This is a genomic window from Salmonella sp. 741265055_HSA (assembly GCF_046569525.1).
Classification (GTDB): domain Bacteria; phylum Pseudomonadota; class Gammaproteobacteria; order Enterobacterales; family Enterobacteriaceae; genus Salmonella; species Salmonella enterica.
In genome coordinates this window covers 1-26383 of record NZ_JBKFSQ010000050.1, presented here as the reverse complement: position 1 = coordinate 26383, position 26383 = coordinate 1, and the positions used below count along the sequence as shown (strand labels likewise).

The 26383-nt window shown below is 50.7% G+C and carries 45 protein-coding genes and 2 pseudogenes; 7 read left to right on the top strand and 40 right to left on the bottom strand.

Annotation, left to right across the window (positions count from 1 at the left end):
- The first annotated feature begins 226 nt into the window (after positions 1 to 226).
- Positions 227 to 781 carry a gamma carbonic anhydrase family protein gene (locus tag ACLD4K_RS20285; RefSeq protein WP_411012401.1) on the top strand — a complete coding sequence of 185 codons (555 nt, stop codon included), beginning with the start codon at positions 227 to 229 and terminating at the stop codon, positions 779 to 781.
- On the opposite strand, the gene ACLD4K_RS20280 is transcribed toward ACLD4K_RS20285, so the two are convergent.
- The 6 genes from ACLD4K_RS20280 to dprA are packed head-to-tail and all read right to left on the bottom strand — an operon-like array spanning position 757 to position 4549.
- Complete coding sequence (locus ACLD4K_RS20280; protein WP_001070571.1) at positions 757 to 1014, bottom strand: DUF1488 domain-containing protein; 258 nt, start codon at positions 1012 to 1014, stop codon at positions 757 to 759. The genes ACLD4K_RS20285 and ACLD4K_RS20280 overlap by 25 nt on opposite strands.
- Positions 1011 to 1829, bottom strand: a complete 819-nt coding sequence (gene aroE, locus ACLD4K_RS20275) for a shikimate dehydrogenase (protein WP_001582838.1) — start codon at positions 1827 to 1829, stop codon at positions 1011 to 1013. Before aroE ends, ACLD4K_RS20280 begins: the two co-directional genes overlap by 4 nt.
- A gap of 4 nt (positions 1830 to 1833) precedes the next feature.
- A complete protein-coding gene (tsaC, locus tag ACLD4K_RS20270; RefSeq protein ID WP_001063613.1) occupies positions 1834 to 2406 on the bottom strand; it encodes an L-threonylcarbamoyladenylate synthase type 1 TsaC in 573 nt (190 codons plus the stop codon).
- A gap of 4 nt (positions 2407 to 2410) precedes the next feature.
- Complete coding sequence (locus ACLD4K_RS20265) at positions 2411 to 2953, bottom strand: type I DNA topoisomerase (RefSeq protein ID WP_001129708.1); 543 nt, start codon at positions 2951 to 2953, stop codon at positions 2411 to 2413.
- Between the two features lie 26 nt (positions 2954 to 2979).
- Positions 2980 to 3453, bottom strand: a complete 474-nt coding sequence (gene smg / locus ACLD4K_RS20260; protein ID WP_000460663.1) for a DUF494 family protein Smg — start codon at positions 3451 to 3453, stop codon at positions 2980 to 2982.
- Positions 3425 to 4549, bottom strand: coding sequence for a DNA-protecting protein DprA (gene dprA / locus ACLD4K_RS20255; RefSeq protein WP_411012400.1), 1125 nt, complete (start codon positions 4547 to 4549; stop codon positions 3425 to 3427). Before dprA ends, smg begins: the two co-directional genes overlap by 29 nt.
- 131 nt (positions 4550 to 4680) lie before the next feature.
- Here dprA and def point away from each other — a divergent pair, with 131 nt between their 5' ends.
- From def to mscL, 5 genes are all read left to right on the top strand, one after another.
- The gene (gene def / locus ACLD4K_RS20250; RefSeq protein ID WP_000114987.1) at positions 4681 to 5190 is read left to right on the top strand and encodes a peptide deformylase; all 510 of its coding nucleotides are present in this window, start codon (positions 4681 to 4683) and stop codon (positions 5188 to 5190) included.
- 15 nt (positions 5191 to 5205) lie between these two features.
- A complete protein-coding gene (gene fmt / locus ACLD4K_RS20245; protein ID WP_001285165.1) occupies positions 5206 to 6153 on the top strand; it encodes a methionyl-tRNA formyltransferase in 948 nt (315 codons plus the stop codon).
- Between the two features lie 51 nt (positions 6154 to 6204).
- Entirely contained in the window at positions 6205 to 7494 is a 1290-nt protein-coding gene (gene rsmB / locus ACLD4K_RS20240) for a 16S rRNA (cytosine(967)-C(5))-methyltransferase RsmB (RefSeq protein WP_183058788.1), read from the top strand.
- 21 nt (positions 7495 to 7515) lie between these two features.
- The gene (trkA, locus tag ACLD4K_RS20235; RefSeq protein WP_000691374.1) at positions 7516 to 8892 is read left to right on the top strand and encodes a Trk system potassium transporter TrkA; all 1377 of its coding nucleotides are present in this window, start codon (positions 7516 to 7518) and stop codon (positions 8890 to 8892) included.
- A 141-nt stretch (positions 8893 to 9033) separates the two neighbouring features.
- Positions 9034 to 9447 carry a large-conductance mechanosensitive channel protein MscL gene (mscL, locus tag ACLD4K_RS20230; protein ID WP_411012399.1) on the top strand — a complete coding sequence of 138 codons (414 nt, stop codon included), beginning with the start codon at positions 9034 to 9036 and terminating at the stop codon, positions 9445 to 9447.
- Between the two features lies 1 nt (position 9448).
- On the opposite strand, the pseudogene ACLD4K_RS20225 reads toward mscL, so the two are convergent.
- From ACLD4K_RS20225 to rpsJ, 31 genes and pseudogenes are all read right to left on the bottom strand, one after another.
- Positions 9449 to 9652, bottom strand: a pseudogene (locus ACLD4K_RS20225) (alternative ribosome-rescue factor A); the annotation flags it as partial.
- A 57-nt stretch (positions 9653 to 9709) separates the two neighbouring features.
- Positions 9710 to 10135 (bottom strand): Zn(2+)-responsive transcriptional regulator, encoded by a 426-nt coding sequence (gene zntR / locus ACLD4K_RS20220; protein WP_000285588.1) that lies wholly within the window; start codon positions 10133 to 10135, stop codon positions 9710 to 9712.
- Positions 10136 to 10145: 10 nt separating this feature from the next.
- Positions 10146 to 10514, bottom strand: a complete 369-nt coding sequence (locus ACLD4K_RS20215; protein ID WP_000266515.1) for a DUF1992 domain-containing protein — start codon at positions 10512 to 10514, stop codon at positions 10146 to 10148.
- A 107-nt stretch (positions 10515 to 10621) separates the two neighbouring features.
- On the bottom strand, positions 10622 to 11005 hold the full coding sequence (gene rplQ, locus ACLD4K_RS20210) for a 50S ribosomal protein L17 (RefSeq protein WP_001216370.1): 384 nt from the start codon (positions 11003 to 11005) through the stop codon (positions 10622 to 10624).
- Positions 11006 to 11045: 40 nt separating this feature from the next.
- A complete protein-coding gene (locus tag ACLD4K_RS20205; RefSeq protein ID WP_001162094.1) occupies positions 11046 to 12035 on the bottom strand; it encodes a DNA-directed RNA polymerase subunit alpha in 990 nt (329 codons plus the stop codon).
- 25 nt (positions 12036 to 12060) lie between these two features.
- Positions 12061 to 12681, bottom strand: coding sequence for a 30S ribosomal protein S4 (rpsD, locus tag ACLD4K_RS20200; RefSeq protein WP_000135226.1), 621 nt, complete (start codon positions 12679 to 12681; stop codon positions 12061 to 12063).
- Between the two features lie 33 nt (positions 12682 to 12714).
- Positions 12715 to 13104: a 30S ribosomal protein S11 gene (gene rpsK, locus ACLD4K_RS20195; RefSeq protein WP_001029758.1), complete on the bottom strand. Its 390-nt coding sequence runs from the start codon at positions 13102 to 13104 to the stop codon at positions 12715 to 12717.
- A 16-nt stretch (positions 13105 to 13120) separates the two neighbouring features.
- The gene (gene rpsM, locus ACLD4K_RS20190; protein ID WP_000090780.1) at positions 13121 to 13477 is read right to left on the bottom strand and encodes a 30S ribosomal protein S13; all 357 of its coding nucleotides are present in this window, start codon (positions 13475 to 13477) and stop codon (positions 13121 to 13123) included.
- Positions 13478 to 13623: 146 nt separating this feature from the next.
- Complete coding sequence (gene rpmJ / locus ACLD4K_RS20185; RefSeq protein ID WP_000868187.1) at positions 13624 to 13740, bottom strand: 50S ribosomal protein L36; 117 nt, start codon at positions 13738 to 13740, stop codon at positions 13624 to 13626.
- 31 nt (positions 13741 to 13771) lie between these two features.
- Positions 13772 to 15103 carry a preprotein translocase subunit SecY gene (gene secY / locus ACLD4K_RS20180; RefSeq protein ID WP_411012398.1) on the bottom strand — a complete coding sequence of 444 codons (1332 nt, stop codon included), beginning with the start codon at positions 15101 to 15103 and terminating at the stop codon, positions 13772 to 13774.
- 7 nt (positions 15104 to 15110) lie between these two features.
- A complete protein-coding gene (gene rplO / locus ACLD4K_RS20175) occupies positions 15111 to 15545 on the bottom strand; it encodes a 50S ribosomal protein L15 (protein ID WP_001238917.1) in 435 nt (144 codons plus the stop codon).
- Positions 15546 to 15548: 3 nt separating this feature from the next.
- Positions 15549 to 15728, bottom strand: a complete 180-nt coding sequence (gene rpmD, locus ACLD4K_RS20170; protein WP_001140434.1) for a 50S ribosomal protein L30 — start codon at positions 15726 to 15728, stop codon at positions 15549 to 15551.
- Between the two features lie 3 nt (positions 15729 to 15731).
- Positions 15732 to 16235 carry a 30S ribosomal protein S5 gene (gene rpsE / locus ACLD4K_RS20165; RefSeq protein WP_000940121.1) on the bottom strand — a complete coding sequence of 168 codons (504 nt, stop codon included), beginning with the start codon at positions 16233 to 16235 and terminating at the stop codon, positions 15732 to 15734.
- A gap of 14 nt (positions 16236 to 16249) precedes the next feature.
- Positions 16250 to 16603, bottom strand: coding sequence for a 50S ribosomal protein L18 (rplR, locus tag ACLD4K_RS20160; protein WP_000358960.1), 354 nt, complete (start codon positions 16601 to 16603; stop codon positions 16250 to 16252).
- A 9-nt stretch (positions 16604 to 16612) separates the two neighbouring features.
- Positions 16613 to 17146: a 50S ribosomal protein L6 gene (gene rplF / locus ACLD4K_RS20155; protein ID WP_000091939.1), complete on the bottom strand. Its 534-nt coding sequence runs from the start codon at positions 17144 to 17146 to the stop codon at positions 16613 to 16615.
- 12 nt (positions 17147 to 17158) lie between these two features.
- On the bottom strand, positions 17159 to 17551 hold the full coding sequence (rpsH, locus tag ACLD4K_RS20150; protein ID WP_000062611.1) for a 30S ribosomal protein S8: 393 nt from the start codon (positions 17549 to 17551) through the stop codon (positions 17159 to 17161).
- 33 nt (positions 17552 to 17584) lie between these two features.
- Positions 17585 to 17890: a 30S ribosomal protein S14 gene (rpsN, locus tag ACLD4K_RS20145; RefSeq protein WP_001118932.1), complete on the bottom strand. Its 306-nt coding sequence runs from the start codon at positions 17888 to 17890 to the stop codon at positions 17585 to 17587.
- A 14-nt stretch (positions 17891 to 17904) separates the two neighbouring features.
- On the bottom strand, positions 17905 to 18444 hold the full coding sequence (gene rplE, locus ACLD4K_RS20140; RefSeq protein ID WP_001096206.1) for a 50S ribosomal protein L5: 540 nt from the start codon (positions 18442 to 18444) through the stop codon (positions 17905 to 17907).
- Between the two features lie 14 nt (positions 18445 to 18458).
- Positions 18459 to 18773, bottom strand: coding sequence for a 50S ribosomal protein L24 (gene rplX, locus ACLD4K_RS20135; protein WP_000729185.1), 315 nt, complete (start codon positions 18771 to 18773; stop codon positions 18459 to 18461).
- Positions 18774 to 18783: 10 nt separating this feature from the next.
- Complete coding sequence (gene rplN, locus ACLD4K_RS20130; RefSeq protein ID WP_000613954.1) at positions 18784 to 19155, bottom strand: 50S ribosomal protein L14; 372 nt, start codon at positions 19153 to 19155, stop codon at positions 18784 to 18786.
- A gap of 163 nt (positions 19156 to 19318) precedes the next feature.
- Positions 19319 to 19573 (bottom strand): 30S ribosomal protein S17, encoded by a 255-nt coding sequence (gene rpsQ, locus ACLD4K_RS20125; protein WP_000130101.1) that lies wholly within the window; start codon positions 19571 to 19573, stop codon positions 19319 to 19321.
- Positions 19573 to 19764, bottom strand: coding sequence for a 50S ribosomal protein L29 (gene rpmC, locus ACLD4K_RS20120; protein WP_000644742.1), 192 nt, complete (start codon positions 19762 to 19764; stop codon positions 19573 to 19575). The genes rpsQ and rpmC overlap by 1 nt, the downstream gene beginning before the upstream one ends.
- A complete protein-coding gene (gene rplP / locus ACLD4K_RS20115) occupies positions 19764 to 20174 on the bottom strand; it encodes a 50S ribosomal protein L16 (RefSeq protein ID WP_000941208.1) in 411 nt (136 codons plus the stop codon). Before rplP ends, rpmC begins: the two co-directional genes overlap by 1 nt.
- 12 nt (positions 20175 to 20186) lie before the next feature.
- A complete protein-coding gene (gene rpsC, locus ACLD4K_RS20110) occupies positions 20187 to 20888 on the bottom strand; it encodes a 30S ribosomal protein S3 (protein WP_000529945.1) in 702 nt (233 codons plus the stop codon).
- A gap of 17 nt (positions 20889 to 20905) precedes the next feature.
- Positions 20906 to 21238, bottom strand: a complete 333-nt coding sequence (rplV, locus tag ACLD4K_RS20105; RefSeq protein ID WP_000447529.1) for a 50S ribosomal protein L22 — start codon at positions 21236 to 21238, stop codon at positions 20906 to 20908.
- 14 nt (positions 21239 to 21252) lie between these two features.
- A complete protein-coding gene (gene rpsS / locus ACLD4K_RS20100; protein WP_001138115.1) occupies positions 21253 to 21531 on the bottom strand; it encodes a 30S ribosomal protein S19 in 279 nt (92 codons plus the stop codon).
- Positions 21532 to 21547: 16 nt separating this feature from the next.
- Entirely contained in the window at positions 21548 to 22369 is an 822-nt protein-coding gene (rplB, locus tag ACLD4K_RS20095) for a 50S ribosomal protein L2 (RefSeq protein WP_000301869.1), read from the bottom strand.
- 17 nt (positions 22370 to 22386) lie between these two features.
- A complete protein-coding gene (gene rplW / locus ACLD4K_RS20090; RefSeq protein ID WP_000617546.1) occupies positions 22387 to 22689 on the bottom strand; it encodes a 50S ribosomal protein L23 in 303 nt (100 codons plus the stop codon).
- A complete protein-coding gene (rplD, locus tag ACLD4K_RS20085; RefSeq protein ID WP_000424395.1) occupies positions 22686 to 23291 on the bottom strand; it encodes a 50S ribosomal protein L4 in 606 nt (201 codons plus the stop codon). The genes rplW and rplD overlap by 4 nt, the downstream gene beginning before the upstream one ends.
- A 10-nt stretch (positions 23292 to 23301) precedes the next feature.
- Positions 23302 to 23931 carry a 50S ribosomal protein L3 gene (gene rplC, locus ACLD4K_RS20080; RefSeq protein WP_080111320.1) on the bottom strand — a complete coding sequence of 210 codons (630 nt, stop codon included), beginning with the start codon at positions 23929 to 23931 and terminating at the stop codon, positions 23302 to 23304.
- A gap of 32 nt (positions 23932 to 23963) precedes the next feature.
- Positions 23964 to 24275 carry a 30S ribosomal protein S10 gene (gene rpsJ / locus ACLD4K_RS20075; protein ID WP_001181005.1) on the bottom strand — a complete coding sequence of 104 codons (312 nt, stop codon included), beginning with the start codon at positions 24273 to 24275 and terminating at the stop codon, positions 23964 to 23966.
- Positions 24276 to 24654: 379 nt separating this feature from the next.
- Between rpsJ and hopD the strand changes: the two genes are divergently transcribed.
- Entirely contained in the window at positions 24655 to 25122 is a 468-nt protein-coding gene (gene hopD, locus ACLD4K_RS20070) for a prepilin peptidase (RefSeq protein WP_000495848.1), read from the top strand.
- On the opposite strand, the gene bfr is transcribed toward hopD, so the two are convergent.
- From bfr to tuf, 3 genes and pseudogenes are all read right to left on the bottom strand, one after another.
- On the bottom strand, positions 25119 to 25595 hold the full coding sequence (gene bfr, locus ACLD4K_RS20065; protein ID WP_000675530.1) for a bacterioferritin: 477 nt from the start codon (positions 25593 to 25595) through the stop codon (positions 25119 to 25121). The genes hopD and bfr overlap by 4 nt on opposite strands.
- 72 nt (positions 25596 to 25667) lie before the next feature.
- The gene (gene bfd, locus ACLD4K_RS20060) at positions 25668 to 25862 is read right to left on the bottom strand and encodes a bacterioferritin-associated ferredoxin (RefSeq protein ID WP_000289082.1); all 195 of its coding nucleotides are present in this window, start codon (positions 25860 to 25862) and stop codon (positions 25668 to 25670) included.
- 184 nt (positions 25863 to 26046) lie between these two features.
- Positions 26047 to 26383 (bottom strand): annotated as a pseudogene (tuf, locus tag ACLD4K_RS20055) (elongation factor Tu); the annotation flags it as partial.

The following is a 26383-nucleotide window of genomic DNA, read 5'->3' as shown; positions in this document are numbered from 1 at the left end:
CTGTTTGTGTGAAGTGATTCACATCCGCCGTGTCGATGGAGGCGCATTATAGGGATCCCATTTTTTTGCACAAGCGTTTTTTGGATCTTTTTTTCTGTTTGTTGATTTTTCATCCCTTTCGCTCCATTCCTGCACAAAGTGGCGATTTTTTGATGCTATCTCCCCTTGCACAACGCCGGTAAAGCAACCAAAGTCTTCATGACTATTCATTTATGATGAGGTAGACATGTCTGACACATTACGTCCTTATAAGGATCTTTTTCCTGAAATCGGTCAGCGCGTGATGATCGATACCAGCAGCGTGGTTATTGGCGATGTCCGTCTGGCGGATGATGTCGGGATCTGGCCGCTTGTGGTGATTCGCGGCGATGTGAATTACGTTGCGATAGGGGCTCGTACGAACATTCAGGATGGCAGCGTTCTTCACGTAACCCACAAGTCTCCATCCAATCCACACGGCAACCCATTAATCATTGGCGAAGATGTTACCGTTGGCCATAAAGTTATGCTGCACGGCTGTACCATCGGTAACCGCGTACTGGTCGGTATGGGCTCCATTGTGCTGGATGGCGCGATAATAGAAGATGACGTAATGATTGGTGCGGGAAGCCTGGTGCCGCAGCACAAACGGCTGGAAAGCGGCTATTTATATCTTGGCAGTCCGGTAAAACAGATCCGCCCCCTGAGCGATGCTGAGAGATCGGGCCTGCGGTACTCCGCCAATAACTATGTAAAATGGAAAGACGACTATCTTTCTCAGGATAACCATATCCAACCGTGATCGTCTTCCTGCTGGGCCAGGATTAATGCTTCTGCCTCTTCTTCCAGGTCCCAGCGATACTCACGAAAAATGGCCAGCCATTGCTCCGCTGTTTCTCCACCAAAGCGATACGCCAGTACATCTTTTTTTATTGCACACGTGAGTTGCATCCCATTAACCAGGGCGGGAAAGATGATAGCACTGGCGGCAGTATCCCATTCTTCGCGGTCAGGAAATTGTATGGCCTGGTTCACGCTAATAATTCCTGCTGTAGCAGCTTAATCACTGGCTCGACCTGCGGTAATACACCGTGCCAAAGCAAAACGGCATGTGCAGCCTGCCCCACCAGCATTCCCAGCCCATCTGCGTAGCGTTTTGCGCCCTGTTGTACACACCAGGAGAGAAATGGCGTATTCCCTTTTTGATAGAACATGTCATAGCAACAGAGGGAAGGGTGAATAAGTGACGCCGGAATCGCCGGGATTTCGCCCCGTATGCCGCTGGAGGTCGCATTAATAATCAGGTCAAACTCACAACCATCCAGCTTGTCCATATCCATGGCATGAACGCTGCCGGTATGAGCAAAGATTTTCGCCAACGCTTCGGCACGTGAAGCTGTACGGTTGGTGATAGTGACCGCGCAATCCAAAGAAAGCAGAGGTAACAGCACGCCCCGGGATGCGCCGCCCGCGCCAATCAGCAAAATACGCCATCCTGGGCGGATAAAATTTAAACGTTTGAGATCGCTTAATAAACCGATACCGTCAGTATTGTCGCCAAGCAAACGACCATCTTCCAGCCGTTTTAATGTGTTAACGGCTCCCGCCAGCGATGCTCGTTCCGTTAACTCATCCGATCGCGCAAACGCCTCCTCTTTAAAAGGTACTGTGATGTTTGCGCCTTTTCCCCCTGCCGCGAAAAAGGCATCAAGCGTATTAATGAAATTATTAATAGGGGCCAGCACGCGACCATAGGGGTGAACAATATCTAGCTGCTGAGCAAATTGCTGATGAATAAATGGCGATTTGCTGTGCGCAATCGGATTTCCAAAAACAGCATAGGTTTCCATCATATTACCCCTGTCGGAACAGTTCGCCCGTCAGAGCATCGCGAATTTCTGAAGGATTTAGACGCCCACCCGTTGCGCCTTCAACCACCGGAAAATCATCGCCAAATTGCGCACGCACCTCTTCAACGGTACGGCATGGCGGTAATCCGCTCAGATTGGCGCTGGTGGAAACCAGCGGTTTGCCATACGCATTGCATAGCGCGACCACCAGCGGGTGATTGGTAACACGAACGGCCAGGGAATCAAAACGTCCCGTGAGCCACCGCGGCGTTGTCGCGGGCGCAGGAAAAACAAACGTTACCGGCCCGGGCCAGCAATCAAATACCGCTTTACGCTGTGCGGCGGTAAGTATGCTGTCATCAATATAAGGTTTTAACTGCTCAAAGCTGGCGGCAATCAAAATGAGTCCCTTATCGACGGGCCGTTGTTTTAACGCCAGCAGGCGCGTAACGGCTGTTTCACTATCGGGATCGCAGCCGACGCCGAAAACGGCTTCTGTTGGATAAGCGATGACATTTTCTTTATTCAGGAGATCTACCGCCGCGGCGATAGATCCTGTTGGCAGGTTATTATTCACTTGTTTATTCCACCGGAACCGGCTTTCCACATTGTTTACTGGCGCAAAAGCGCTTCACGCCCTGCGCGGTTTTCTTTTCGATGAGTAGCGGATAATGGCACTCGGGGCATTCCCCCGCAACCGGTGTGAAGTTAATGACGAACTGACATTCCGGGTAGCGATCGCAGGAATGAAAGATTTTACCGTAACGAGAACGGCGCTGGACCAAATGTCCTTGCTGGCAGGCTGGACAGGCAATCGCCGTTTCATCCGGTTTATCAATAACCACTGTATGTTCACATTGCGGATACTGACTGCATCCGATGAACATGCCAAAGCGCCCCTGACGCAGCACCAGTACGGCGCCACACTCAGGACACAGTTGCCCCTCCAGAATTTTAACGATATGCCCGTCCGCCTGACTTTTCAGCGGACGAACATAATCGCATTCCGGATAGCGAGAACAGCCGAGAAACGGACCATGTTTCCCGGAGCGAATTACCAGTTCGGCCCCGCACTGCGGGCAGGGCTCATTTTTACGCACCGAAAACAGTGCTGATTTAGCCATATTCACTCATGCAGCATTAACACCTATCAATGCAGCATACCTTCATTTACCTCAAAGAGTAATTCTTCCATTTGCTGATAGGCGTTTTCACAGCCCGGAATGTTGAATAACACCATCAAAATAACCCATTTCAAGTCTTCCAGGTCAAACTCTGCGGTATCCAGCGCCAGCACACGCTCAATCACCATTTCTCGTGTTTCGAGGTTTAGCACCTGAATCTGCTCAAGGAATAACAGGAACCCCCGGCAACTGGCATCAAGCCTTTCACACTCTTCAACCGTATAAATGCGCATTGAAAGAGGGTCGGAAGCAAGTTGCATGGGTTCCGCGAGGCCATCCTGATAGTCAGCGAGTTTTTCCAGCCACAGCAGCGCATTGTAGATGTCTTCGCGATCAAACCCAGCGTCGGTGAGATCACGCTCCAGTCTGTCCTGATCCACGCGCAGCTCGGCTTCGTTATGGATGTATGTTTCAAACAAATACATTAGTACGTCGAACATGGCTTGCCCTCCTTAATCGGACATAGCCGCCGGGTACAGCTGCGATCCATCCTGCTAACTCCAGTTCGAGTAGCTGAGCCACTATCGCTGGCACAGGTTGGCCGGCACGTTCAGCGACGACGTCAACAGGTGTTACCTCATCTCCTACGTTAGCCAGGAGCTCAGGAAATGGCAATGCCGCCTCATCCTGATTTAGTGAATAAAGTGAATTTTCCGCCGTAGTTGGCAACCAGTGTAAGCCGTATTGCAAATTTTCCAGAATATCCTCCGGCGTCGTCACAAGCGTGGCCCCTTGTTTAATTAACCAGTGCGTGCCTTCGCTTCCCGGACTACCGATAGGGCCTGGTAATGCAAAAACGTCCCGCCCCTGTTCAAGCGCGCAGCGCGCCGTCACCAACGAGCCGCTGCGCAACGCCGCCTCAATCACCAGCACGCCTTTGCTCAGTCCGCTGATAATGCGGTTTCTGCGAGGAAAATTTTGCGGTAGCGGAGGCGTTGAAAGCGGAAATTCTGAGACCACTGCGCCGCCGGTAGCAATCAAGTTTTCAGCCAGCATGGCATGTCGGCGAGGATAAATCTTTGCCAAGCCATTCCCTAACACCGCTACACTTTTTCCCCCCATACTCACCGCGGCGTTGTGTGCTACGCCATCAATTCCCCGGGCAAGGCCGCTGGTGATCGTCAAACCGCTTTTCGCAAGGCTTTCGCAAAGCAGACGTCCCCAACGTTCTCCATACCAGGAGTGGCTCCGGCTCCCTACGACGGCAAGTTGGCAGGTATGCAGACAGGCAGGATCGCCGTCAATAAAAATAGCGCCGGGATAATCGTCAATAGCACGCAGTTGGGGAGGATAAATCTCACTATCCGCACACAGAAAATGGTGCTGCGGTAGTTCAAGCCAGCGTAATGTCTCATCAAGCACACCTGCTGGAAGCTGTAAAAAACGTTCAGCTTGCCGCGCGGTAAGACCAGCCTCCTGAAGGTGCGTGCGATTTATCTGAGGCTGGCGAATAAGCGAGTTCGCCATGTTCAACATCGCCTCGCTATAAAGGTCGCCGACGTACATTAAACGTAACCAAATTTCGGTACGGGCCATCCTTTCCCTCCCCTGCCACAAGCAGTCTGAACAATCTTTGCGATTGGTCACTGATGCTGTCAATCAGGTGGGGATTTGTCTAGAATAGAGGTAATAATCTTTTCAACTCCTGAACACAACTCTGGATAATTATGTCAGTTTTGCAAGTGTTACATATTCCGGACGAGCGCCTTCGCAAAGTCGCAAAGCCGGTTGAAGAAGTGAATGCAGAGATTCAGCGTATCGTCGATGATATGTTCGAAACGATGTACGCGGAAGAAGGTATCGGTCTGGCCGCAACGCAGGTTGATATCCACCAGCGGATCATCGTGATTGACGTTTCGGAAAACCGCGACGAGCGCCTGGTACTCATTAACCCGGAATTGCTGGAGAAAAGTGGCGAAACGGGTATAGAAGAAGGCTGTCTGTCGATTCCGGAACAGCGCGCTTTAGTGCCGCGCGCCGAGAAAGTGAAAATCCGCGCGCTGGATCGCGACGGCAACCCGTTTGAGCTTGAAGCGGATGGTTTGCTGGCAATTTGCATTCAGCATGAGATGGATCATCTGGTCGGTAAACTGTTTATCGATTATTTGTCGCCGCTGAAGCAACAACGTATTCGTCAGAAAGTAGAAAAACTCGACCGCCTGAACGCCCGGGCTTAAAGGACAAGAACCAACGTGTCAGATTCACTACGTATTATTTTTGCGGGTACACCTGACTTTGCAGCGCGTCATCTCGACGCGCTGTTAACTTCTGGACATAACGTTGTCGGCGTATTTACCCAACCCGATCGTCCAGCAGGTCGCGGCAAAAAGTTGATGCCCAGCCCGGTAAAAGTGCTGGCGGAAGAAAAAGGCCTGCCCGTTTTCCAGCCCGTGTCGCTTCGTCCTCAGGAAAACCAGCATCTGGTTGCTGACTTACATGCCGACGTCATGGTTGTCGTAGCATATGGTCTGATTCTCCCAAAGGCAGTGCTGGATATGCCCCGTCTCGGATGTATCAACGTTCACGGTTCGCTGCTTCCACGCTGGCGCGGCGCGGCGCCTATTCAGCGCTCACTCTGGGCAGGCGATGCGGAAACCGGCGTCACAATTATGCAGATGGATGTAGGGCTGGATACCGGCGACATGCTGTATAAACTTGCGTGCCCGATTACCGCAGAAGATACCAGTGGCTCACTGTATAATAAGTTGGCTGAACTTGGCCCGCAGGGGTTAATTACCACACTAAAACAACTGGCGGACGGCACAGCGACGCCTGAAGCACAGAATGAAGCGCTGGTCACTCATGCGGAAAAGCTCAGTAAAGAAGAAGCGCGTATTGACTGGTCTCTCTCCGCAGCACAGCTGGAGCGTTGCATTCGTGCCTTTAATCCGTGGCCAATGAGCTGGCTGGAAATCGACGGCCAGCCAGTAAAAGTCTGGCAGGCATCCGTCATTGAGGACGCCACGCAGTCGCTGCCGGGAACCATTCTGGCCGCGACGAAACAGGGCATTCAGGTTGCAACAGGCAAGGGGATATTAAATTTGCTTTCGCTTCAGCCTGCCGGCAAAAAAGCGATGAGCGCCCAGGATCTGTTAAATTCACGCCGGGAATGGTTTATTCCTGGTAACCGTCTTGCCTGACGGTCACGTCTTTATACGCCCGGTGTTACCGGGCATTTTTATTTTATACATATGAAAAAACAAAACAATTTACGTAGTCTGGCAGCACAGGCCGTTGAACAGGTCGTCGAACAGGGACAATCATTAAGTAATGTGCTCCCGCCGCTGCAACAAAAAGTCGCCGATAAAGACAAAGCGCTACTTCAGGAGCTGTGCTTTGGCGTCCTGCGCACCCTTTCACAGCTGGAATGGCTGATCAATAAGCTGATGTCTCGTCCAATGACCGGCAAGCAGCGTACTGTGCATTACTTAATTATGGTCGGCTTTTATCAGTTGCTGTACACCCGCGTTCCTCCCCATGCGGCGCTGGCTGAAACCGTTGAAGGCGCGGTCTCCATCAAACGTCCGCAGTTGAAAGGGTTAATTAACGGCGTCCTGCGCCAGTTCCAGCGCCAGCAGGAAACGTTGCTTAATGAGTTTGCGACCAGCGATGCGCGCTTTTTACATCCAGGTTGGCTGGTAAAGCGTTTGCAAAATGCTTACCCCACACAGTGGCAACACATTATTGATGCGAATAACCAGCGTCCGCCTATGTGGCTACGTGTAAATCGTACACACCACACCCGCGACGGTTGGCTTGGCTTACTTGAAGACGCAGGCATGAAGGGATATCCCCATCCCGATTATCCCGACGCTGTACGTCTGGAAACGCCAGCTCCGGTACATGCTTTACCCGGTTTTGCTGAGGGTTGGGTAACTGTCCAGGATGCCTCTGCGCAGGGATGTGCGGTTTTTCTCGCTCCTCAGAACGGTGAGTACATTTTAGACTTGTGCGCCGCACCCGGCGGTAAAACCACGCATATTCTCGAAGTGGCCCCCGAAGCAGACGTGTTGGCGGTTGATATTGATGAACAACGGCTCTCCCGCGTTTACGACAACCTAAAGCGTCTTGGGATGAAAGCGACAGTTAAACAAGGGGATGGACGTTATCCCGCCCAATGGTGCGGCGAGCAGCAGTTTGACCGTATTCTGCTGGATGCGCCCTGCTCCGCAACCGGCGTCATTCGCCGTCATCCAGATATCAAATGGCTGCGTCGCGATCGCGATATCGCAGAACTGGCGCAATTACAGGCGGAAATTCTTGATGCCGTCTGGCCGCGCCTGAAGCCCGGCGGGACGCTGGTTTACGCCACCTGCTCCGTACTGCCGGAAGAAAACCGCGATCAGATCAAAGCCTTTTTGCAACGCACTCCCGATGCCGCGCTCAGCGAAACGGGAACACCTGATCGGCCAGGACAGCAAAATCTGCCGGGCGGTGAAGAAGGTGATGGGTTCTTTTACGCTAAGCTAATCAAAAAGTGATGAGATAACGGGCCACGACTGATGAAAATTATCATACTGGGCGCAGGGCAAGTTGGCGGAACACTGGCGGAAAACCTGGTCGGCGAAAACAACGACATCACGGTGGTTGATACCAACGGCGAACGATTACGCAGTTTGCAAGATAAGTTCGATCTACGCGTAGTTCAGGGGCATGGTTCGCATCCCCGCGTGTTGCGCGAAGCGGGCGCTGACGATGCGGATATGCTGGTCGCTGTCACCAGTTCAGATGAAACTAATATGGTTGCCTGTCAGGTAGCCTATTCACTCTTCAACACTCCAAACCGTATCGCCCGCATTCGCTCCCCGGACTATGTTCGCGATGCGGATAAACTCTTTCATTCTGAAGCGGTTCCGATTGATCATCTGATCGCGCCAGAGCAGTTGGTTATCGATAATATTTATCGTCTGATCGAGTATCCGGGAGCATTACAGGTTGTAAACTTTGCCGAAGGGAAAGTCAGTCTGGCAGTAGTTAAAGCCTACTATGGCGGTCCACTAATAGGTAACGCGCTCTCGACAATGCGAGAGCATATGCCGCATATCGATACCCGCGTTGCCGCAATTTTCCGCCATGACAGACCAATCCGCCCTCAGGGCTCGACTATCGTTGAAGCAGGGGATGAAGTCTTCTTTATTGCGGCTTCACAGCATATCCGTGCAGTAATGAGCGAATTACAGCGTCTGGAAAAACCCTACAAGCGCATCATGCTGGTGGGCGGCGGCAATATCGGTGCCGGGCTGGCAAGGCGTCTGGAAAAAGACTATAGCGTTAAATTGATCGAACGCGATCAACAACGCGCCGCAGAACTGGCTGAGAAACTGCAAAACACGATCGTCTTTTTTGGCGACGCTTCCGATCAGGAATTGCTGGCGGAGGAGCATATTGATCAGGTCGATCTGTTTATTGCCGTCACCAACGATGACGAAGCCAATATCATGTCCGCGATGTTGGCTAAGCGTATGGGCGCCAAAAAAGTGATGGTGCTGATTCAGCGCCGAGCTTATGTCGATCTTGTGCAGGGTAGCGTTATAGATATTGCGATTTCTCCGCAGCAGGCCACCATCTCTGCATTACTGAGCCATGTGCGTAAAGCAGATATCGTCGGCGTTTCCTCACTACGTCGCGGGGTTGCCGAAGCCATCGAAGCCGTCGCGCACGGCGATGAAAGCACTTCCCGCGTGGTTGGCCGCGTCATTGACGAAATAAAACTGCCGCCAGGCACCATTATTGGCGCGGTCGTTCGCGGTAATGATGTCATGATTGCTAATGACAATTTACGCATTGAACAAGGCGATCACGTCATTATGTTTTTGACCGATAAAAAGTTTATTACCGACGTCGAACGTCTGTTCCAGCCAAGTCCTTTCTTCCTCTAATTTAAGGGGCGCTCATTCAGCGCCCTTTTTAATTCCCTTTATTTATCAAGGTTTAATTTATTTCGCTAAACAGAAGCCGTAAATGGAAAATGCCTTAGCATTTGTTAAACTTATAACGTCAGCTGCATAGGGAGAATAAAAATGAGTTTTATTAAAGAATTTCGCGAATTCGCGATGCGCGGGAATGTTGTGGATTTGGCAGTGGGTGTCATTATTGGCGCGGCATTCGGTAAGATTGTTTCTTCACTGGTTGCCGATATCATTATGCCGCCGTTGGGATTGTTAATCGGCGGGATCGACTTTAAACAATTTGCTTTTACGTTACGCGAAGCGCAGGGAGATATTCCGGCGGTCGTCATGCATTACGGCGTGTTTATCCAGAACGTATTTGATTTTGTGATTGTGGCCTTGGCTATCTTTGTTGCCATTAAGCTTATCAACAGACTCAACCGTAAAAAAGCAGAAGAGCCGGCAGCTCCGCCAGCGCCTTCTAAAGAGGAAGTGTTATTGAGCGAAATCCGCGATCTGCTGAAAGAACAAAATAACCGTTCTTAATAAGCAGAAGGCCAGTGGTAAAAAAGTCACTTACTTTCTTGCCACTGGCCTCCCAGTTCCCTCGATTACCGTGTTTACCTTTACGCAGATAACTTCCTTTGCCTTTCTTATTTTTTTCAACGCGTTGCCTGAAAAGGGGATCGTGCAGTAATGCCTCAATGGCATTGTCCTTTATCTGCCCTTTCTTATGTTGATAACGACTCATAATGTCTCCCGTTTGTATAAATTAACGGCGCGAGTGTAGCCCCGCCGGTTCAATAAATCAACATCCTGATTTCGCTCCACTGGCCCCCTGTTCCAGGGCTTCCAGAATGGAACAATAGACGCTACTGTGGGCCGTTCCGCAACAAGCATCATTAAGCCTTTGTAACGAACGCTGCATCGTTTGCAGTTCCGCAATCCTGGCTTCAACCTCCTGCAATCGCTCTTGCACAATACTTTTTGACTCCTGACAGGTATGGTGCTCAGGATCAATTCGGATCGATAAAAGTTCACGGATCGACTCAAGCGTGAAACCCAACTGCCGCGCATAACGAATAAACTTGAGGCGCTGCAGATCGTTTTCGGTATACAGACGAAACCCGCCTTCAGTACGTACCTCATGATCCATCATCTGTTGTTTTTCATAGTAACGAATGGTATCAGGCGTTACGTCTGCCAGCTTTGCCAGCTCACCAATGCGATACATACAAGCTCCGTTAATTATCGTTGATTTTATGCAGCAGTTTTTCTGCATACTCACCGTGTAAAAAATCGGTACTCAACCCAGCCTGCCGAAGTTTTAGTTCAAGCAGCGAGAGCTGGCGACTTACCTGATGATATCGAGGGTCATCTTCCCGGATACTGTTGAGGATATCAAGTAACTGAATAGCGTCTCTGCGCTGCTCCAGTTCAGGGGGAAGACAGCCCGCATTCTTGAGTAAGCGATAACCCGCACGAAGTTCCGCCGGCACATGAGAATCATCATCCAGAATAAGCGGCTCGCCGCGGCCAGGCAGATTATCAAACTCGCCTTTACGCTGTGCCTCAATAATATGACGCTCTGCCCACTGGTCAAGTAACCACATACGTCGCTCCAGGGATTGAACGAAAAGAATACAATGATTGTAGATATGTGAGGTTCAGGAGGGTATAAAAAAACCCGCCGAAGCGGGTTTTTTTACGTTACTACAGATTACTCTGCAGCAGCTTCTGTTTTCTCTGAACGATCAACCAGCTCGATGTATGCCATCGGCGCGTTGTCGCCTGCACGGAAGCCACACTTCAGAATGCGAGTGTAACCACCGGCGCGGCTCGCGAAACGCGGGCCCAGCTCGTTAAACAGTTTTGCCACGATCTCGTTATCACGAGTACGGGCGAATGCCAGACGACGATTAGCAACGCTATCAGTCTTGGCAAGAGTAATCAGCGGCTCAACTACGCGACGCAGCTCTTTCGCTTTAGGCAGGGTCGTCTTGATGATTTCATGACGAACCAGTGAACCTGCCATGTTGCGGAACATAGCCTGGCGATGGCTGCTGTTGCGGTTCAGTTGACGACCACTCTTACGATGGCGCATGACCTTATCCTTCTCAGTAAAACCTTAACCTGTGATCCGGTTACTCGTCAGCGATGCTTGCCGGTGGCCAGTTTTCCAGGCGCATACCCAGAGACAGTCCACGGGAAGCCAGCACGTCTTTAATCTCGGTAAGAGATTTTTTACCCAGGTTAGGCGTCTTAAGAAGCTCAACCTCGGTACGCTGTACCAGATCACCGATATAGTGGATAGCTTCTGCCTTGAGGCAGTTAGCAGAGCGGACAGTCAATTCCAGATCGTCAACAGGGCGCAGCAGGATCGGATCGAACTCTGGTTTCTCTTCTTTCACTTCCGGTTGACGTACATCACGTAAATCAACGAAAGCTTCCAGTTGTTCAGCCAGGATGGTTGCCGCACGACGAATCGCCTCTTCAGGATCGATTGTGCCGTTGGTTTCCATTTCGATGACCAGCTTGTCCAGGTCGGTACGCTGTTCTACACGCGCTGCTTCAACATTGTAGGCAATACGCTCTACAGGGCTGTAGCAGGCGTCGACCAGCAGACGGCCGATTGGGCGCTCATCTTCTTCCGAATGAATTCGGGTAGAAGCCGGCACATAACCACGACCGCGCTGAACTTTGATACGCATACTAATAGACGCGTTTTCATCGGTCAGGTGGCAGATCACGTGCTGCGGCTTGACGATTTCGACATCCCCATCATGGGTGATATCGGCTGCAGTCACAGGGCCAATGCCAGATTTATTCAAGGTAAGAATAACTTCATCTTTACCCTGAACTCTCACCGCCAGCCCTTTCAGGTTGAGCAGGATTTCCAGGATGTCTTCCTGAACGCCTTCTTTGGTGCTGTACTCATGTAGTACACCATCAATCTCAACCTCGGTCACCGCGCAACCCGGCATCGATGAGAGCAGAATACGGCGCAGTGCGTTACCCAGAGTATGGCCGAAGCCACGCTCTAAAGGCTCAAGGGTCACCTTGGCGTGCGTCGAACTCACTTGCTCGATATCTACCAGGCGCGGTTTTAGAAACTCTGTCACAGAACCCTGCATTGTGTCCTCTCTTTGGTACTAAGCTTTACTTGGAGTAAAGCTCGACGATCAGGTGTTCGTTAATGTCCGCAGACAGATCAGAACGCTCAGGCTTACGCTTGTACGTACCTTCCATCTTGCCAGCATCAACTTCCAGCCAGGTTGGCTTTTCACGCTGCTCAGCCAGCTCCAGAGCGGCTTTCACGCGAGACTGCTTCTTCGCTTTCTCACGAATGCTAACAACGTCATTCGGACTAACCTGATAAGAAGCGATGTTAACAACACGACCGTTTACCATAATTGCTTTATGGCTAACCAGCTGACGTGCTTCCGCACGAGTGGCGCCGAAGCCCATACGGTATACAACGTTGTCCAGACGACCTTCCAGCAGAGCCAACAGGTTTTCACCGGTGTTGCCTTTCAGACGTGCTGCTTCTTTGTAGTAGTTACGGAACTGACGCTCCAGCACACCGTAAATGCGGCGAACTTTTTGCTTTTCACGCAACTGCACACCATAGTCAGACAGACGCGGCTTACGCGCACCGTGCTGGCCAGGAGCTTGTTCAATTTTACACTTGGTATCGATCGCGCGAACGCCAGACTTAAGGAATAAGTCGGTGCCCTCACGACGGCTCAGCTTGAGCTTAGGACCCAAATATCTTGCCATTTTCTTTCTCCAACTAACCTGGAAAACGAAGCGTTATACGCGACGTTTTTTCGGCGGACGACAACCGTTATGAGGGATCGGAGTCACATCAGTAATATTAGTGATGCGGAAACCAGCGGCGTTCAGAGCACGAATAGTAGATTCGCGGCCTGGACCCGGACCTTTAACCATAACTTCCAGATTCTTGATACCGTATTCTTTCACGGCGTCAGCGCAACGCTCTGCTGCAACCTGAGCTGCAAACGGAGTGGATTTGCGAGAACCACGGAAACCGGAACCACCGGCTGTTGCCCAACCCAGCGCATTACCCTGACGATCGGTAATAGTCACGATGGTGTTGTTGAAAGAAGCATGGATATGAGCCACGCCGTCAGAGACTTGTTTTCTTACACGTTTACGTGCGCGAACTGGTGCCTTTGCCATTATTCAATCACCCCGATTATTTCTTGATCGGTTTGCGCGGACCCTTACGGGTACGAGCGTTGGTCTTGGTACGCTGACCGCGAACCGGGAGACCACGACGATGACGCAAACCGCGATAGCAACCAAGATCCATCAGGCGCTTGATGCTCATGCTGATTTCACGGCGCAGATCACCTTCAACGACAAATTTGGCAACTTCGTCACGCAGCGTGTCGATTTGTTCTTCAGACAGCTCACTGATCTTAACATTTTCAGCGATACCCGCTGCAGCCAGGATGGCTTTAGAACGGGTCTTGCCGACACCGTAGATCGAAGTTAACGCGATCACGGCGTGTTTCTGATCAGGAATGTTAATGCCTGCTATACGGGCCACTATGCACTCCTACTATTTAATATGTACGTACCATGCTGAAAAGCCCGTTTTCAGGATACTCAAATGGAAACGTACAGACATACAAAAGATTGGCTGGCTAATCTAGCCAGCTCAACCCAACTTTGCAAGAAAAATATGCGAAAAAATCAGCCTTGGCGCTGTTTATGCTTCGGCTCGGCACTGCAAATCACACGGATGACACCATCACGCTTAACGATTTTGCAGTTACGGCATAATTTCTTGACGGAAGCACGAACTTTCATTTTTACTCTCCGTAACTTCTCAGGCGACCAATTAACGGCCGTAGCCTTTCAGGTTCGCCTTCTTCAATGCAGACTCATACTGACTGGACATCATCAGAGTTTGCACTTGAGCCATAAAGTCCATAATCACGACATCAACGATAAGCAGTGATGTCCCACCGTAGTAGAACTGCACTTTCATTGCATCACGCATGAACTCCGGGATCAGGCAGATAAAGGTAATATACAGCGCACCAACCAGGGTCAGGCGGGTCATTACTTTATCGATATACTTCGCCGTTTGCTCTCCCGGACGAATTCCTGGTACAAATGCACCGGACTTCTTCAGGTTATCTGCTGTTTCACGCGGGTTGAAAACCAACGCCGTGTAGAAGAAACAGAAGAAGATGATTGCAGACGCATAGAGAAACACATAAAGCGGTTGCCCAGGCTGCAAATACAGCGAAATTGTTGTCAGCCAGTTCCAACCAGTACCGCCCCCGAACCATGACGCGATGGTCGCCGGGAACAGAATAATACTGGAAGCGAAGATTGCCGGGATTACCCCCGCCATATTCACTTTCAGCGGTAAATGTGTGCTCTGTGCAGCATAGACACGACGACCTTGCTGACGTTTGGCGTAGTTTACCACAATACGGCGTTGACCACGTTCAACGAATACTACAAAGAACGTCACTGCAAATACTAATACTGCAACCAACAGCAACACGAGGAAGTGCAGGTCGCCTTGACGCGCTTGCTCGATAGTATGGGCAATGGCTGGCGGGAGTCCCGCAACGATACCAGCGAAGATGATGATTGAGATACCGTTGCCGATACCGCGCTCAGTAATCTGTTCGCCGAGCCACATCAGGAACATGGTTCCTGTAACCAGACTTACAACAGCGGTGAAATAGAATGCAAAGCCTGGATTCATCACCAGGCCCTGCATACCAGGCATATTCGGCAAACCGGTAGCAATACCGATCGACTGGAATATCGCCAGCACCAGAGTACCGTAACGGGTGTACTGGCTGATCTTACGACGACCAGACTCCCCTTCTTTCTTAATTTCTGCGAGCGTTGGATGAACCACCGTCAACAGCTGGATAATGATCGACGCCGAAATATACGGCATGATCCCCAGGGCAAAGATAGAAGCACGGCTGAGAGCACCACCAGAGAACATGTTAAACATTTCAATGATGGTGCCTCGCTGTTGCTCAAGCAGTTTGGCAAGTACAGCGGCATCAATACCAGGGATCGGAATAAAAGAGCCAATACGGAACACAATCAGCGCGCCGATAACAAACAGCAGTCTGCGTTTCAGCTCACCTAAGCCACCTTTGGCACTTTGAAAATCTAATCCCGGTTGTTTAGCCATCTGCTACTTATTCCTCGATTTTACCGCCAGCAGCTTCGATAGCAGCACGAGCGCCTTTAGTAACACGCAGGCCACGAACAGTTACCGGAGTAGTGACTTCACCAGCCAGGATCACTTTCGCGAACTCGATCTGGATACCGATAATGTTTGCCGCTTTCAGCGTGTTCAGGTCTACAACGCCGCCTTCTACTTTCGCCAGGTCAGACAGACGAACTTCGGCTGTAATCGCTGCTTTGCGAGAAGTGAAGCCGAATTTCGGCAGACGACGGTACAGAGGCATCTGACCACCCTCGAAACCGCGACGTACGCCACCGCCAGAACGAGACTTCTGACCTTTGTGACCACGACCACCGGTTTTACCGAGGCCAGAACCGATACCACGACCCAGGCGTTTACCCGCCTTTTTGGAGCCTTCGGCCGGAGACAGAGTATTTAAACGCATCTCTTACTCCTCAACTTTAACCATGAAGGAAACCGCGTTGACCATACCACGAACAGCAGGAGTATCCTCGCGCTCTACGGTGTGACCAATACGACGCAGACCCAGGCCAAGCAGCGTTGCCTTGTGTTTCGGCAGACGACCGATTGCACTGCGGGTTTGAGTAATTTTAATAGTCTTTGCCATGGTTTATTTCCCCAGAATTTCTTCAACGGATTTACCACGCTTGGCAGCGACCATTTCTGGAGAATTCATATTTTCCAGGCCATCAATAGTTGCACGAACCACGTTGATCGGGTTGGTGGAACCGTATGCTTTAGCCAGAACGTTATGAACCCCAGCAACTTCCAGAACGGCGCGCATTGCACCACCGGCGATGATACCGGTACCTTCGGAAGCTGGCTGCATGAATACACGAGACCCCGTGTGAACACCTTTAACCGGGTGCTGCAGGGTGCCGTTGTTCAGCGCGACGTTAATCATATTGCGACGGGCTTTTTCCATCGCTTTCTGGATCGCTGCTGGAACTTCACGCGCTTTACCGTAACCAAAACCTACGCGACCGTTACCATCGCCTACTACAGTCAGAGCTGTGAAGGAGAAAATACGACCACCTTTAACGGTTTTAGATACGCGGTTTACCGCGATCAGCTTTTCCTGCAGTTCGCCAGCTTGTTTTTCGATGTGAGCCATCTTACACCTCTACCTTAGAACTGAAGGCCAGCTTCACGGGCAGCATCTGCCAGTGCCTGGACACGACCATGATATTGGAACCCGGAACGGTCAAAGGACACATCTTTGATGCCTTTTTCCAGAGCGCGTTCAGCGACAGCTTTACCCACAGCTGCAGCCGCGTCTTTGTTACCGGTGTACTTCAGTTGTTCAGCGATAGCTTTTTCTACAGTAGAAGCAGCTACCAGAACTTCAGAACCGTTCGGTGCAATTACCTGTGCGTAAATATGACGCGGGGTACGATGTACCACCAGGCGAGTTGCGCCCAGCTCCTGGAGCTTGCGGCGTGCGCGGGTCGCACGACGGATACGAGCAGATTTCTTATCCATAGTGTTACCTTACTTCTTCTTAGCCTCTTTGGTACGCACGACTTCGTCGGCGTAACGAACACCCTTGCCTTTGTAAGGCTCAGGACGACGGTAGGCGCGCAGATCTGCTGCAACCTGGCCGATCACCTGCTTATCAGCGCCTTTCAGCACGATTTCAGTTTGAGTCGGACATTCAGCAGTGATACCTGCCGGCAGCTGATGGTCAACCGGGTGAGAGAAACCTAAAGACAGGTTTACTACATTCCCTTTAACCGCTGCACGATAACCTACACCAACCAGCTGCAGCTTCTTAGTGAAGCCTTCGGTAACACCGATAACCATTGAGTTCAGCAGGGCACGCGCGGTACCAGCCTGTGCCCAACCGTCTGCGTAACCATCACGCGGACCGAAGGTCAGTGCATTATCTGCATGTTTAACTTCAACAGCATCGTTGAGAGTACGAGTCAGCTCGCCGTTTTTACCTTTGATCGTAATAACCTGACCGTTGATTTTGACATCAACGCCGGCAGGAACAACGACCGGTGCTTTAGCAACACGAGACATTTTTTCCTCCGATTAGGCTACGTAGCAGATAATTTCGCCACCAAGACCAGCCTGGCGCGCTGCACGATCAGTCATAACACCTTTAGAGGTAGAAACAACTGCGATACCCAGACCGGCCATAACTTTCGGCAGCTCATCTTTACGTTTGTAGATGCGCAGGCCTGGGCGGCTGACACGCTGAATGCTTTCTACAACAGCTTTACCCTGGAAATACTTAAGAGTCAGTTCCAGTTCCGGCTTGGTGTCGCCTTCAACTTTAAAATCTTCAATAAAACCTTCTTCCTTCAGCACGTTGGCAATTGCCACTTTCAGCTTGGAGGAAGGCATGGTGACCGCAGCTTTGTTCGCGGCCTGACCGTTACGGATACGGGTCAGCATATCCGCGATCGGATCTTGCATGCTCATCTGTCTTTACTCCCGTGATTCAATTGGTGACAATTACCAGCTAGCCTTTTTCAGACCCGGAATTTCACCGCGCATAGCGGCTTCACGGACCTTAATACGGCTCAACCCGAACTTCCGCAGGAAAGCGTGCGGACGACCAGTTTGACGGCAGCGGTTACGCTGACGTGACGGGCTGGAATCACGCGGCAGAGTCTGCAGCTTAAGAACCGCATTCCAACGATCTTCGTCGGTTGCGTTCACATCAGAGATGATCGCTTTCAGTTCAGCGCGTTTCGCGAAGTATTTATCAGCTAAAGCTACGCGTTTTACTTCGCGTGCTTTCATTGATTGCTTAGCCATTTAGTAACCCTACCTTACTTGCGGAACGGGAAGTCAAAGGCAGCCAGCAGAGCACGGCCTTCTTCGTCAGATTTCGCAGTAGTGGTAATGGTAATATCCAAACCACGAACGCGGTCGACTTTATCGTAGTCGATTTCTGGGAAGATGATCTGCTCACGGACACCCATGCTGTAGTTACCACGACCGTCGAATGACTTAGCGGACAAGCCACGGAAGTCACGGATACGAGGAACAGCAATAGTGATCAGGCGCTCAAAGAACTCCCACATGCGTTCGCCACGCAGAGTTACTTTACAGCCGATCGGATAGCCCTGACGGATTTTGAAGCCTGCAACAGATTTGCGTGCTTTGGTGATCAACGGTTTTTGACCGGAGATTGCTGTCAGGTCTGCTGCTGCGTTATCCAGCAGTTTCTTGTCAGCGATCGCTTCACCAACACCCATGTTCAGGGTGATCTTCTCGACCCGAGGGACTTGCATGACAGAATTGTAGTTAAACTCAGTCATGAGTTTGTTAACTACTTCGTCTTTGTAGTAATCATGCAGTTTCGCCATCGTACTACTCCAAATTACTTGATAGTTTCGCTGTTAGACTTGAAGAAACGGACTTTTTTGCCGTCTTCGAATCTAAAGCCTACACGGTCAGCCTTGCCGGTTGCCGCATTGAAGATTGCAACGTTAGAAACCTGAATTGCAGCTTCTTTTTCAACGATGCCGCCCGGTTGGTTCAGAGCCGGAACCGGCTTCTGGTGTTTCTTAACCAGGTTGATACCTTCAACAATGACCTTGCCGGAAGACAGGACATTCTTAACTTTACCGCGTTTACCTTTATCTTTACCGGTTAACACGATAACTTCGTCATCACGACGGATTTTCGCTGCCATGATTCGCTCCTTAGAGTACTTCTGGTGCCAGAGAGATAATTTTCATGAACTTCTCGTTACGAAGTTCACGAGTTACCGGCCCAAAAATACGCGTACCGATAGGCTGCTCGCTGTTATTGTTTAAAATAACGCATGCATTACCATCGAAGCGAATGACAGAACCGTCCGGGCGACGAACACCCTTCTTGGTGCGCACCACTACCGCCTTCAGCACATCACCTTTTTTGACCTTACCACGCGGAATCGCTTCTTTGATGGTGATCTTAATGATGTCGCCTACGCCTGCGTAGCGACGGTGCGAGCCACCCAGAACCTTGATACACATTACGCGACGTGCACCGGAGTTGTCGGCGACGTTCAGCATAGTCTGTTCTTGGATCATTTTAGTGCTCCGCTAATGTCAACTACTACTGAGACCCGAAAATCAGGTCGTTAAAAAAACCCCATATCGAGGGCGCGGCATTATAACACCGCAAATCAGATATGGGTAGAAAAAATAAACGGCCCATCGCTGAGCCGTTTATTCGTTGAGAATGCGTACTGTATTACAGAACCGCTTTCTCTACAACGCGAACCAGAGTCCAGGATTTGGTCTTGGACAGCGGACGGCATTCGCGGATTTCAACCACGTCGCCGATACCACATTCGTTGTTCTCGTCATGTACGTGCATTTTGGTCGTACGCTTGATGAATTTACCGTAGATCGGGTGTTTCACAAAACGTTCGATAGCAACAACAATGGATTTCTCCATTTTGTCGCTAACCACGCGACCTTGCAGAGTACGGATTTTATCGGTCATTACGCACCCGCCTTCTCAGTCAGTAAAGTCTTAACGCGTGCGACATCACGACGCACTTGCTTCAACAGGTGAGACTGTTGCAGCTGGCCACTTGCAGCCTGCATACGCAGGTTGAACTGCTCACGCAGCAGGTTCAGTAGCTCGGTGTTCAGCTCTTCAACGCTCTTCTCACGCAGCTCTTTTGCTTTCATTACATCACCGTCTTAGTTACAAAGGTGGTTTTAATCGGCAGTTTCGCTGCTGCCAGCTTGAATGCTTCACGGGCCAGCTCTTCCGGTACGCCGTCCATTTCATACAGGACTTTACCCGGCTGAATCAAGGCAACCCAATACTCCACGTTACCTTTACCTTTACCCATACGCACTGCCAGCGGCTTTTCAGTGATCGGTTTGTCCGGGAATACACGGATCCAGATCTTACCTTGACGCTTAACTGCACGGGTCATAGCACGACGTGCTGCTTCGATCTGACGGGCAGTCAGACGACCACGGCCAACAGCTTTCAGGCCGAAGCTGCCGAAGCTAACATCCGCGCCTGCAGCCAGACCACGGTTGCGGCCTTTGTGCATTTTACGGAATTTTGTACGCTTTGGTTGTAACATCAGCGACGCTCCTTATTTACGGCCTTTACGCTGCTGCTTTTTCGGTTGAGCAGCCGGTTTTTCCGGTTGTTCAACAGCAGCCATACCACCCAGGATCTCGCCTTTGAAGATCCACACTTTAACGCCGATTACACCATAAGTGGTGTGCGCTTCAGAGGTGTTGTAGTCGATGTCAGCACGCAGAGTGTGCAGCGGTACGCGACCTTCGCGGTACCATTCGGTACGTGCGATTTCCGCGCCGCCCAGACGGCCGCTAACTTCAACTTTGATACCTTTAGCGCCCAGACGCATGGCGTTCTGTACAGCACGCTTCATCGCACGACGGAACATAACGCGACGTTCCAGCTGAGAAGTGATGCTGTCAGCAACCAGTTTAGCGTCCAGTTCAGGTTTACGAACTTCGGCGATATTGATCTGTGCAGGAACGCCAGCGATATCCGCTACGACCTTACGCAGTTTTTCTACGTCTTCACCTTTTTTACCGATAACGATACCCGGGCGAGCGGTGTGAATAGTCACACGGATGCTCTTAGCCGGACGCTCGATAACGATACGAGATACAGACGCTTTAGCCAGTTCCTTCGTCAGGTACTGACGTACTTTAAAATCGCTGTCCAGGTTGTCAGCGAATTCTTTGGTGTTCGCAAACCAGGTAGAGTTCCATGGTTTTACAATACCCAGGCGAATACCATTAGGATGTACTTTCTGACCCATTGCTAGTCTCCAGAGTCTCAGCGATCGGACACAACCACAGTGATGTGGCTGGTGCGCTTCAGGATGCGATCTGCACGACCTTTTGCACGCGGCATAATGCGCTTCATGCTCGGGCCTTCGTCTACGAAAATTTTCGTAACTTTCAGATCGTCAATGTCAGCGCCATCGTTGTGTTCAGCGTTAGCAATGGCAGATTCCAGAACTTTCTTGACCAGTACAGCCGCTTTCTTGTTGGTGTAGGTCAGAATATCCAGAGCCTGCGACACTTTCTTACCGCGAATCAGGTCAGCAACAAGGCGAACCTTCTGAGCAGAAGAACGAGCATGGCGATGTTTAGCGATAGTTTCCATCTCTTCCTCCTACCTTATTTCTTCTTCGCTTTTTTATCAGCAGCGTGGCCGCGATAAGTACGAGTCGGTGCGAATTCACCCAGTTTGTGACCGACCATTTCGTCGGAAACAAATACCGGAACGTGCTGACGACCATTATGGACAGCGATGGTCAAACCGATCATGTTAGGAAAGATCGTTGAACGACGGGACCAAGTGCGCAGGGGCTTCTTGTCTCCGCTTTCCACCGCTTTCTCTACCTTCTTCAGCAAGTGCAGGTCAATAAAAGGACCTTTCTTGAGAGAACGTGGCATGGCTTATCCTCTAAAATTATTTGCTACGGCGACGTACGATGAATTTATCAGTACGCTTGTTGCTGCGGGTCTTCTTACCTTTGGTCTGAACGCCCCACGGAGTTACCGGGTGCTTACCAAAGTTACGACCTTCACCACCACCATGTGGGTGGTCTACTGGGTTCATCGCAGTACCGCGAACGGTAGGACGAACGCCACGCCAGCGTGCAGCACCTGCTTTACCCAGAACGCGCAGCATATGCTCAGCATTGCCAACTTCGCCCAGGGTTGCACGGCAGTCTGCTTCGACTTTACGCATTTCACCAGAACGCAGACGCAGGGTGACATAAGCGCCATCGCGAGCAACGATCTGAACGTAAGTACCAGCGGAACGCGCCAGCTGACCGCCTTTACCTGGTTTCATTTCTACGTTATGAACGGTAGAACCAACCGGGATATTGCGCATCGGCAGGGTGTTGCCTGCTTTGATTGCAGCATCAACGCCAGACTGAATCTGGTCGCCAGCTTTCAGGCCTTTCGGGGCCAGGATGTAACGGCGTTCGCCGTCTTTGTACAGAACCAGCGCGATGTTCGCGGAACGGTTCGGATCGTACTCAAGACGTTCAACAACTGCCGGGATACCGTCTTTGTTGCGTTTGAAGTCAACAATACGATAAGCCTGTTTGTGACCACCACCGATATGACGAGTGGTGATACGGCCATTGTTGTTACGACCACCGGATTTGCTGTTTTTTTCAACCAGCGGAGCAAAAGGTTTGCCCTTGTGCAGCTCTGGGTTGACCACTTTAACGACGTGGCGACGACCCGGAGATGTCGGTTTACATTTAACAACTGCCATTGTATTACTCCTCCGACTTACTCAGCGCCGCCGACGAAGTCCAGATTCTGGCCTTCTTTCAGGGTGACGTAAGCTTTTTTCCAGTCGCTACGACGACCGATACGCTGTCCGTGACGTTTAACTTTCCCTTTAACGACCAGGGTGTTAACGACTTCGACTTCGACTTCAAACAGTTTCTGCACAGCAGCTTTGATTTCTGCTTTGGTCGCGTCTTTAGCAACTTTGAGAACGATGGTGTTGGTTTTTTCCATCGCAGTAGACGCTTTTTCAGAAACGTGCGGTGCGCGCAGCACCTTCAGCAGACGTTCTTCACGAATCATGCCAGCATCTCCTCAACTTGCTTAACAGCATCAGCAGTCATTACGACTTTGTCGAAGGCGATCAGGCTAACCGGGTCGATACCAGTCGCATCGCGTACGTCAACCTTGTGCAGGTTACGTGCGGCCAGGAACAGGTTCTCGTCCAGCTCACCGGTGATGATCAGCACATCTTCCAGAGCCATGTCTTTCAGTTTCTGTGCCAGCAGCTTAGTTTTCGGCGCTTCTACAGAGAACTTCTCGACAACGATCAGACGATCCTGACGTACCAGTTCGGACAGGATGCTTTTCAGCGCGCCGCGGTACATCTTCTTGTTAACTTTTTGACTGTGGTCCTGCGGACGAGCAGCGAAGGTCACGCCACCGGAACGCCAGATCGGGCTCTTGATAGAACCTGAACGCGCACGGCCAGTGCCTTTCTGGCGCCACGGTTTTTTACCGGAACCAGTTACTTCAGCACGAGTCTTCTGAGCACGAGTACCCTGACGAGCACCAGCTGCATAAGCAACAACAACCTGGTGAACCAGCGCTTCGTTGAAATCACGACCGAAGGTAGTTTCGGAAACAGTCAGCGCGCTCTGCGCGTCTTTCAATACTAATTCCATTGCTATCCCCTTACGCCTTCACAGCTGGTTTAACGATCAGGTCGCAACCGGTTGCACCCGGAACACCACCCTTAACCAGCAGCAGGTTGCGCTCAGCGTCAACGCGTACTACGTCAAGGCTCTGAACGGTTACGCGCTCATTACCCATCTGACCTGCCATTTTCTTGCCTTTGAACACTTTGCCCGGAGTCTGGTTCTGACCGATAGAACCCGGAACGCGGTGAGACAAGGAGTTACCGTGAGTAGCGTCCTGGGTACGGAAGTTCCAGCGCTTAACGGTACCAGCGAAACCTTTACCTTTAGAGGTACCGGTTACGTCAACTTTTTTAACGTCAGCAAACAGTTCAACGCTGATGCTCTGACCTACGGTGTATTCTTCGCCTTCAGCCAGACGGAATTCCCACAGACCACGGCCAGCTTCTACGCCAGCTTTAGCAAAGTGACCCGCTTCCGGCCTGGTGACACGGTTAGCTTTTTTAGCACCCGTAGTAACCTGAACAGCGCGGTAGCCATCGTTAGCCAGGTCTTTAACCTGAGTAACACGGTTTGCTTCAACTTCGATTACGGTTACTGGGATAGAGACGCCATCTTCAGTGAAGATGCGGGTCATACCCACTTTTTTACCGACTAAACCAATCATTGTATCAACCTCTCAATCGCTCGATGACCTGATTAACCCAGGCTGATCTGCACGTCTACACCGGCAGCCAGGTCCAGACGCATCAGAGCATCAACGGTTTTCTCGGTTGGCTCAACGATGTCAACCAGACGCTTGTGAGTGCGAATTTCGTACTGATCGCGCGCATCTTTGTTAACGTGCGGAGAGATCAGAACGGTAAAGCGCTCTTTGCGGGTCGGCAGCGGGATCGGACCGCGAACCTGCGCACCAGTGCGCTTGGCAGTCTCGACGATTTCCGCGGTTGATTGATCGATCAGACGATGATCAAACGCTTTCAGGCGGATACGGATTCTTTGGTTCTGCATGAGACCAGAGCTCCAATTATTTTATAAACGAAAATGATTACTCCTCACACCCATTACGATTGATGGGAGAGTGTAACCGTTCTTACGTAGCTCCCCGATTGGGAGCATTGTTAAATAGCCAAATCGGCTATTCGAGGTTCAAATCGAACCTGCCGTCAATTACGACAAGCCCGCGCATTATACGTAAATCTCAGCCTGACGCAAGTGTCGGATAGAAAATAAGCGCTTTATTCTTATGCGAGCATGGTTCCAGATGGTACGCATGGGATGGCAACGCGCATCTTTTCTTTGGAAGGCATCAGGCAAATCTGGCGATACGTCGTTGTCGCTGTCGCATAAATCTATAAAGGTGAGCACAAGCCTTGACGAGGATTTGCTTATGTTTGTTGCCCTCCCCTTTCTCATTTTTTATGCGTCGTTCTCTTTATTACTTGGCATATACGACGCGCGTACCGGTCTGTTGCCTGACCGGTTTACCTGTCCATTACTGTGGGGTGGTCTGCTTTATCACCAGATTTGCCTGCCGGAGCGTTTACCGGATGCGCTTTGGGGTGCTATCGCCGGCTATGGCGGATTCGCGTTAATTTACTGGGGCTATCGCCTGCGTTATCAGAAAGAGGGGCTTGGATATGGCGACGTCAAGTACCTTGCAGCCTTAGGAGCGTGGCATTGTTGGGAAACACTGCCGTTACTGGTTTTCCTTGCCGCCATGTTGGCCTGTGGCGGGTTTGGCGTCGCGCTACTGGTGAGAGGTAAATCGGCATTAATAAACCCGCTACCTTTTGGGCCATGGCTGGCGGTGGCGGGTTTCATAACAGGTTGGAAAGTTTTCTTTCCAGACGGTTAATCGGTAACCTTAATTTGTGATTGCAGATAATTTTGCATACCAAGTTTGGCAATCAAATCCAGCTCAGTTTCCAGCCAGTCGATGTGGCCTTCCTCGTCGGCAAGAATTTCAATCATCATATCCCGGCTGACATAATCATGAACGCTATCGGCATAGGCTATTGCCTCACGTAGATCTTTTGCGCCTTCCAGTTCGAGCCGGAGATCCGATCGTAGCATCTCTTCGACATCTTCACCGATGCCCAGCTTGCCCAGATCCTGTAGGTTCGGTATGCCTTCCAGAAATAAAATACGCTCAATATACTTATCGGCGTGTTTCATCTCATCAATGGATTCATGGTACTCAACATCATTAAGCCGAGTCAGCCCCCAGTTTTTGAACATACGGGCATGAAGAAAATACTGATTAATTGCGACAAGCTCATTTCCCAATAGTTTATTGAGATAATTTATGATTTTAACATCACCTTTCATTTTATAGTCCCTCCGCTTCCACTCTCTAGAGCGTAGATGGGGCTACAGGGATGTCAAAAAAAAGAGTGTGACTCAGGCGATCTCTTTAAATTCCGGCATTTGCGTTAACTCATCCTGCATCACTTCTCGCGCGGCGCGAATACACTTACCACATTGATTTCCCACAGGAATAAATTTACGCAACTGTTGAAATGACTGTGGATGAAATTGTCGTACAGCCTGGCGGATTTTTTTATCGCTTATACCATTACACAAACAAACGTACATGATCGCTCCCGTTCAATTTCCGCACAAAGTGTAAATGAGAATGGTTATGATTACAATAGCACAAAGCGATTTACTCCACGGGAGAAGCGTTAAAAAGGGTGAATAAATATAACAGCGGCTAAATAGCAGGCAACAAAAAGGGCGCCGAAGCGCCCTCTTCAATTCAAAACTAATTAACGAGTAATTAGCCCAGAACTTTAGCAACAACGCCCGCGCCAACGGTACGGCCGCCTTCACGGATTGCGAAACGCAGACCGTCGTCCATTGCGATCGGGTGGATCAGGGTAACAACCATTTTGATGTTGTCGCCCGGCATTACCATCTCTACGCCTTCCGGCAGTTCGATGGTACCAGTCACGTCAGTAGTACGGAAGTAGAACTGCGGACGGTAGCCTTTGAAGAACGGAGTATGACGGCCGCCTTCATCTTTGGACAGAATGTACACTTCAGAATCGAACTTGGTGTGCGGCTTGATGGTGCCCGGCTTAGCCAGTACCTGACCACGTTCAATTTCTTCACGT